Source organism: Halolactibacillus sp. JCM 19043, assembly GCF_001310395.1.
In the GTDB taxonomy this organism is placed as follows: domain Bacteria; phylum Bacillota; class Bacilli; order Bacillales; family Amphibacillaceae; genus Halolactibacillus; species Halolactibacillus miurensis.
Genome location: NZ_BAXD01000025.1, coordinates 40797 through 48571 on the forward strand (window position 1 = coordinate 40797; position 7775 = coordinate 48571).

The 7775-nt window shown below is 40.4% G+C and carries 4 protein-coding genes and 3 pseudogenes; 2 read left to right on the top strand and 5 right to left on the bottom strand.

Annotated elements, in window-relative coordinates:
* Positions 1–130 precede the first annotated feature (130 nt).
* From typA to JCM19043_RS11720, 3 genes and pseudogenes are all read right to left on the bottom strand, one after another.
* Positions 131–1949, bottom strand: a pseudogene (typA, locus tag JCM19043_RS11710) (translational GTPase TypA).
* Between the two features lie 180 nt (positions 1950–2129).
* Positions 2130–3449, bottom strand: coding sequence for a cell wall metabolism sensor histidine kinase WalK (locus JCM19043_RS11715; protein ID WP_062322716.1), 1320 nt, complete (start codon positions 3447–3449; stop codon positions 2130–2132).
* Positions 3446–4130: pseudogene (locus JCM19043_RS11720) on the bottom strand (response regulator transcription factor). The gene JCM19043_RS11715 and the pseudogene JCM19043_RS11720 overlap by 4 nt, the downstream one beginning before the upstream one ends.
* Positions 4131–4400: 270 nt before the next feature.
* Here JCM19043_RS11720 and JCM19043_RS11725 point away from each other — a divergent pair.
* On the top strand, positions 4401–5699 hold the full coding sequence (locus JCM19043_RS11725; protein ID WP_062322718.1) for a S1C family serine protease: 1299 nt from the start codon (positions 4401–4403) through the stop codon (positions 5697–5699).
* Between the two features lie 213 nt (positions 5700–5912).
* Here the strand turns inward: JCM19043_RS11725 and JCM19043_RS11730 are convergent, their stop codons facing one another.
* The gene (locus JCM19043_RS11730) at positions 5913–6311 is read right to left on the bottom strand and encodes a GNAT family N-acetyltransferase (protein ID WP_369813854.1); all 399 of its coding nucleotides are present in this window, start codon (positions 6309–6311) and stop codon (positions 5913–5915) included.
* The gene (locus JCM19043_RS11735; protein ID WP_062322720.1) at positions 6289–6753 is read right to left on the bottom strand and encodes a GNAT family N-acetyltransferase; all 465 of its coding nucleotides are present in this window, start codon (positions 6751–6753) and stop codon (positions 6289–6291) included. Before JCM19043_RS11735 ends, JCM19043_RS11730 begins: the two co-directional genes overlap by 23 nt.
* Positions 6754–6843: 90 nt before the next feature.
* Here JCM19043_RS11735 and JCM19043_RS11740 point away from each other — a divergent pair.
* Positions 6844–7709, top strand: a pseudogene (locus tag JCM19043_RS11740) (NAD(P)-dependent oxidoreductase).
* Positions 7710–7775 lie beyond the last annotated feature (66 nt).

Consider the following 7775-nt stretch of genomic DNA (forward strand, 5'->3'; position numbering starts at 1 on the left):
GTCTTATAATTAAACAGCCAATCCATGCGGTTTCTTTTAAACCCCCTTCTTCTTATTACTTTACTCTTTATACCCTGAAAAAATTAGCACAAAACAAAAAACAGGACATCGCTGCCCTGTTTGTGTTCACTTATTTCTTTTTCGTTGCTTTTTCACGTTCGTTTTTATTTAAAATCTTTTTACGTAAACGAATCGATTCTGGAGTAACTTCACAATACTCATCATCATCTAAATATTCAATTGCTTCTTCTAAGCTTAACTGACGCGTTTTTCGAATGGTTGAGGTTTGATCTTTATTTGCTGAACGCACGTTAGTTAAGTGTTTCTCTTTCGTGATATTAACGGTTAAATCATTATCACGGTTATGTTCACCAACAATCATTCCTGCATACACTTCTGTACCAGGTTCAACGAAGATAATCCCACGGTCTTCTAAGTTCATGATACCATAAGTCGATGCTTTACCATTTTCTAAAGCCACAAGCACACCTTGACGACGTCCTCCGACTTTACCTTTAACAACCGGCTGGTAGCTATCAAACGTATGATTGATAATACCGTAACCACGTGTTTGAGTTAAGAATTCAGTAGAATATCCGATGAGACCACGTGAAGGTATCTTAAATTCAAGTCTTACTTGACCATTTCCTTGGTTAACCATATCAACCATTTCACCTTTACGTGAACCGAGTGATTCCATGACAGCTCCCGTATGTTCTTCTGGCACATCAACTTGAACGTGTTCAACTGGCTCACATTTCACACCGTCAACGTCTTTAATGATAACCTGTGGCTTTGATAGCTGTATCTCAAAACCTTCACGACGCATGTTTTCAACAAGAATCGATAAGTGTAATTCCCCACGACCCGACACAATCCATGCATCTGGTGAATCAGTTGGATCGACACGTAAACTTACATCTGTTTCTAATTGAAGCATCAAACGTTCTTCAATTTTACGTGAGGTAATATATTTCCCTTCACGACCCGCAAATGGACTATTGTTCGTCACAAAGGTCATTTGTAGCGTTGGTTCATCAATGTGTAAGATTGGTAGGCGTCTAAGTGATTACTCGGACAAACTGTCTCACCTACGTTAATATCTTCCAGACCAGCTAAGGCAATAATGTCACCACTACGTGCTTCATTAATTTCAATCCGTTTCAGTCCTAAGAAGCCGAAGATTTTAGAGACACGGAAGCTTTTCGTTGAACCGTCTTTTTTGATTAACGTCACTTGCTCGCCAACTTTAAGCGATCCACGCACAACACGACCAATACCAATACGACCTAAATAGTCATTGTAATCAAGTAAGGTTACTTGGAATTGAAGTGGGTCACTTGAATTATCGATTGGCGCTGGGATATTTGTCATAATCGTCTTAAAGACCGCTTCCATTGATTCCTCTTGAGCTTCAGGTTCTTCACCTGATGTACCGTTTAAGGCTGATGCGTAAACAACAGGGAATTCTAACTGCTCATCATCTGCACCTAGTTCGATAAAGAGATCCAACACCTCATCAACGACGTGCTCTGGACGTGCGTTCGGACGGTCAATTTTATTTAATACGACAACCGGTCTAAGTTTTTGTTCCAATGCCTTTTTCAACACGAAACGTGTTTGTGGCATACAGCTTCATAAGCATCAACGACAAGTAAAACGCCGTCAACCATACGTAAAATCCGTTCTACTTCACCACCAAAGTCGGCGTGACCAGGTGTATCTAAAATATTAATACGCGTATCATTGTAATTGATCGCGGTATTTTTCGCTAAAATGGTAATGCCACGTTCACGTTCGATATCGTTTGAATCCATCATCCGATCATCGGTTTGTTCATTCTCGCGAAACGTGCCTGAATAACGCAACAATTGATCGACTAACGTTGTTTTTCCGTGGTCAACGTGGGCAATAATTGCTATGTTACGAATATCTTCTCTTAATTGCATCCCTAAACATCTCCTCTTTGTGTAAAAAAACCTCGACTGACAGTTTAACTGAGTAAGTATAGCATAAAAGAAACCTTATCGTACAGCCTTTTCGCCAAAAAAATGAAAAAAATCGCTGATCTTTCAACTATTTCGCGGTTTTTCACATTGTTTTTTCCAACTAAGATAGATATTTCTTTCTTATAAAATGATGGTGAACCTGGCACCACCTGATGGTGAATGAGCTACTTCGATTGTGCCATTAGAACGTTCAATGATCGCCCGAGAAATAGCCAAACCAAGTCCTGTCTCGCCACCTTTGCCTTTAATAAACCGGTCAAATAATTGTGGCATCAGCGCTTCATCAATGCCGTCACCGTCATCATCTACAGTGATATAGAGCCGTCCTTGTTCGTGACGGGCTTCCACTAACACCTGCGTTTTCGCATGGCGAATGGCATTCGTCATCACATTCATTAAGGCGCGCAACACCTTCTCTTCATCAACGACGACGGTTAAATCATCAATGACCTTGTGATTTAACGCAATTTGTTGATCAGTGGCAAGTGGAATCGCTCGGTCAATGGCTTGTTGAATCAGATGTGAAATGTAGATAGTTTCATCATGATAGATTGTTTCATCACTATCTAACTTAGCGAGAAGAATCATTTCATTAATAATCTTTTTCAAACGACCAATTTCTTGTGTCATGACTTCTAGACCACGGGCCTCTTCCTCACCAGTAAATACACCGTCTTTGATTCCTTCGGCATAGCCTTGAATCGTCATGAGAGGTGTTTTTAACTCATGACTCGCATTTTGGAAAAATTGTTGCTGGGACTTCATATAGCGTTCCAGTGCCCTCGCCATATCGACCATACTTTCTTCTACTTCCTTGATTTCACCGGTCGCTTTGATTCTTTCTAATGCATCGAATTGGCGTTTTTCTACTTTCTTTAATTGATGCTTTAACTGTGTGAGTGGTGTGACTAAACGCATCGTTAAATAATGCGACAGAATAGCAATGACAATAACGCCAAACATAAACACAATCACGAGCCGGTTAAAAAATACACTTTGGACGGCTTGTAAGTCTCCCAGTGGTGTAATAAGGACGAGCTCTTGATTGAGTAACTCTGGATAAATCGGTAAGATTGAGACGACATACTCGGTCTCACCATCACTCCAAAGCGGTTGATTATTGTTCGTTAAGTCATAACGATTCACCCACGTTTCAATCGTCGATACTTCCAGCGAAGAAGAGTATAGCATCACTTGTTCATTGGCCCGGTTATATATAAACAAATAGACTTCTTCATCATTTAGCCAATCAGAAAAGTTTCTTGGCGCTACCTCACTGTATAAAAACTGCGCCAATAGTTCCCCTTTTTCTGCCAGTTGATCTTTTTCATTTTGAATTAATACATCGAGCAACAAGGAATGAATCGCAATCGTGACAAATAACATCGTTACAACGAGTAACGTTGTAAAGGCAACGGTCAGTTGTGTTTGAAGTTTCATTCGGCTTCATCCTGGCGAAGACGATAACCATAACCCCAGACCGTTTCAAGTGGGACACCGTCCATCTTTTTTCTTAACCGTTTCACTAAATCATCGACCGCACGGTCACTCCCGAAATAATCATCCCCCACACAAGGTAAGCAACTCTTCTCGGGAAAAGGCACGGTTTTGATTTTTCACAAGATGGTAAAGTAAATCATATTCCTTTGAGGTGACGTCAACCTCTTCATCATGCCAAAACACCCGGCGTTCATTATGGTTGATTGACAAGTCACCAACTGCTAACGTCTCACTTGTTAACGTCACGATTTCTTTCGGCTGCGTTCGTTTAAATAAACGCTTGACTCTGGCGACCAACTCTCTTGGACTAAAAGGCTTCGTTAAATAGTCATCACTACCAAGTTCTAGACCAAGAATCTTATCGACTTCTTCATCTTTTGCCGAAATAATAATAATCGGCACCTCACTTATTTGTCTGATTCGCTTACATAATTCATAGCCATCCATACCTGGCAACATAATATCTAATATCCACATATCCGGTTGTTGGTTCAAAGCGTAGCTCCAAGCACTTTCAGCATCACCAACAACAGACACCTCATACCCTTCTTTCACTAAATAGGCTTTCACAATATCTCTAATATTAGGATCGTCTTCAACGATAAACACATGTTCATGCATCGTGCTTCCTCCTTTTATCTATCTTCGTTCTCATTCATAAGTCGTTCAATGTTTATAGCTATCGTTCTTATTATAACATGCTTCAATAATCATTCTTTTCCCTTTTTACCCCGCATATAAATAGACGTCCTTTTATATTTTCTCATATTTTAACCGATGTGTCTTTCCATACTTTTTTCATAACTTTACCGTATTCATGCCTAAACTCTAACCTATACTAATAAGTATCAAGTCATTATTCACTTTTACATTATGAAAGGAGTCTTCCGAATGGATGAATTCAACAATATAAACAACGCGAGTAAAGAAAAAGAAACAAACGAAGAGAAAATGAACGAGGTTAATCAAGGTTATACGGAAGCATCAATTACGGATGAACCCGTACCGTTTGTCGAAAAAGAAAAACCAGAAAAGACTATAGTTAAAAAACAGAGTGTCCTCAGTCTTTGGCTCAGTGGTCTTGTTGGTGGTTTGACTGTCGCAGTGATTGGTTTTTTATTACTATTTAATGGGGTCATTCCATTTCAAAACGAAGCCATATCAAATAATGACACATCAGAACCAACGTCATCACTGATTCAAACAGGTACATCAGAAGATGACGTTTCAACTGACATGTTATCCAATGTCGGCGAAGCTGTTGTCGGCGTTGCCAATATCCAAGATCAAAGTTTGTGGTCAGAATCAAGTGATGCTGGTTCTGGTTCAGGGGTTGTCTATAAAATTGAAGATGAGCGAGCTTTTATCGTAACGAATCACCATGTGATTGATGGCGCCAACAGTATTGAAGTTATTTTAGCTGATGGCGAACGTGTAGAAGCGCAGTTACACGGATCTGACGAGTTAACGGATTTAGCCGTTCTTTCCATTGATAAAGCGCACGTGTCAACGGTCGCCACGTTCGGTTCATCTGAAGATTTAGTTGTGGGTGAAACTGCGATTGCGATTGGTAATCCTCTCGGAGAGGAATTTGCCGGCACTGTTACTAAAGGCATTATTAGCGGGGTCAATCGTTCGCTTACCGTCGATAGTAACCAAGATGGTCAAGCTGATTGGACTGTGGATGTTTTACAAACAGATGCCGCCATTAACCCTGGTAACAGTGGTGGAGCTTTAATCAATAGTCAAGGAGAAGTCATTGGAATTAATTCGATGAAAATTGCTTTAGAATCTGTCGAAGGGATTGGCTTTGCGATTCCGATTGATGAAGCTCAACCCATCATTGAACAACTTGAAACCGAAGGGGAAGTGAACCGTCCCTTTATCGGTATCAGTGCAGTAGACTTCTCAACTGTACCAACAGAGCACGTGACACGCACATTAAATCTTGATCCGAATGAAGTGACAAGTGGTATTGTGATTGCCGAAGTTCATCCAAATTCATCAGCCGCAGAAGCTGGACTTGAAACATATGATGTGATTACTGATATTGATGGTACAGCGATCACAAATATGATGGATTTACGTCAATACCTCTATCAAGAGACAAATATCGGTGACACCATTACTGTCACATTCTACCGTGATGGGACTCAGTCAACCATTGATATTACTTTACAAGGTGAGTAAGTCAAATTGACAAGTGATTTTCACTTGTTTCATATATATAAATAGGTTGGCACTCTCCCTTATCTTTAACGTGAAACTCAACCCTTATGTGTCAATCTACTAGAAGAGCCACGCCCAATGGGCGCGGCTCTTTTCTTTATCTATCTTACACTTTTTCTTATCTCTTACTATCTCGATTTGATAATATCATATCCACATGTAAAATCCCGTCTTCTAAATATCTTCACTCACAGGTTCGAATCCAAAAGAGGAATAAAAATCATATAAATACACTTGCGCATGAATCTTTATATCGCTCGGGTTAAATTCATCTTTTATCACTCTGATCGCTTCACTGACAAGCTGTCGTCCTAACACTTTCTTACGATAGTCTGGATGGACTAATATCCGACCAATCGACGGTTCATGATACATCACACCGGGTGGAATAAGCCGACAATAGCTCGTGATCACCCCTTCTTCTTCAGTGAAGAGATGCAGACAATCTTGATCGATACCGTCTACTTCTGGATAAGGACAATTTTGTTCGACGACAAAAACGTCGACTCTTAGTTTTAATAATTGATACAGTGTATCAGTCGTTAAGTCATCAAATTGTTTGACTTGAAACATCTTTTCTCCTCCTGATCATATCAACATGGTAAATATCGCAATCCAAATAAGGTTCTGATATAACCTCAAAACCAAAACCCTGATAAAATTCGGTTAAATATTGTTCAGCCTGAATTTGGATTGATTTTGTATCAGCCTCCGAAGCGACCTCAACCGCTCGCTTAAGCAGCTGTTTACCTAAGCCTGTTTTGCGATGACTCTTCTTTACAATGACGCGACTAATGGTCGCCTCACTATAGACATACCCTTCTGGGATGATGCGACAGTAGCTCACGACTTTTCCTTCATCTTCATAATAGAGATGCAGACTCTGTTGATCTAAATCATCAAATTCATGATACGCACTCGTTTGTTCCACAATAAAGACATCAGAACGTAGCTTAGCAATCTCGTACCACTTATGTGGTGATAGGTCTTGAAATGTTTTCACGTGCCAACTCACCAAAAACCCCCCCTAAAATTCTCATTTATCGCATTTTTCTTTCTTTTCAGCTAGAATAATCATAACAAAACTTTTATTGGAGGGGTAGTCATGAAAACAATCGGATTTATCGGTACCGGTGTGATGGGAAAAAGTATGGCTGATCATTTAATTGAGGCAGGCTATGAGGTACATATTTATAATCGCACGAAAAGTAAAGCAATTGATTTGATCGAGCGAGGGGCGCATTGGCATGACGATGTCAAATCTGTGAGTGCCGTGAGTGACTGCGTAATGACAATGGTCGGTTATCCATCAGACGTTGAAGCAATATATTTCGGTGTAGATGGTATTATTGAACATGCGAAAAAAGGCAGTCTCCTGATTGACTTTACAACATCAAAGCCAGCCTTGAGTAAAAAAATTGAACAAGCTGCTCATAAGCATGGGTTGCAATCACTTGATGCCCCTGTATCGGGTGGTGATGTTGGCGCTAAAAACAAAGCTCTAACAATTATGGTCGGCGGCGAAGAAACGGCCTTTACTCGTGCCAAGCCACTTCTTGAACTGCTCGGTAAAAACATTATCCTACAAGGACCAAGTGGGGCCGGTCAACATACAAAAATGTGTAACCAAATCACGATCGCATCAAATATGATTGGGGTAACAGAAGCGATGCTTTACGCTAAAAAGGCAGGACTCGACCCTACCGTGTATTAGACAGCATCTCACAAGGGGCCGCTGGCAGCTGGTCACTTGATAACCTTGCGCCTAGAATGATTAAACAAGATACCGCCCCTGGTTTTTATATTAAACATTTTATTAAAGACATGACCATCGCAAAGAACGCAGCCGACGAGATGGGGCTTCATGCACCTGGTTTGAGTCTTGCCTTATCGATGTATCAACAATTAGCGGATGAAGGACTCGAGGACTTAGGCACACAAGCGCTTTACTTACTCTACAACAAAGCCTAACCCAAACATCATGAATATTAATATTCTAACAGTAATCATTACAACACAAGCGCAAAGCTCGATGCT

Coding starts and splice junctions, on each gene's coding strand:
- JCM19043_RS11715 (WP_062322716.1), bottom strand. CDS start 3,449: ATGAAACTTCAAACACAACTGACCGTTGCCTTTACAACGTTACTCGTT.
- JCM19043_RS11725 (WP_062322718.1), top strand. CDS start 4,401: ATGGATGAATTCAACAATATAAACAACGCGAGTAAAGAAAAAGAAACA.
- JCM19043_RS11730 (WP_369813854.1), bottom strand. CDS start 6,311: ATGTTTCAAGTCAAACAATTTGATGACTTAACGACTGATACACTGTAT.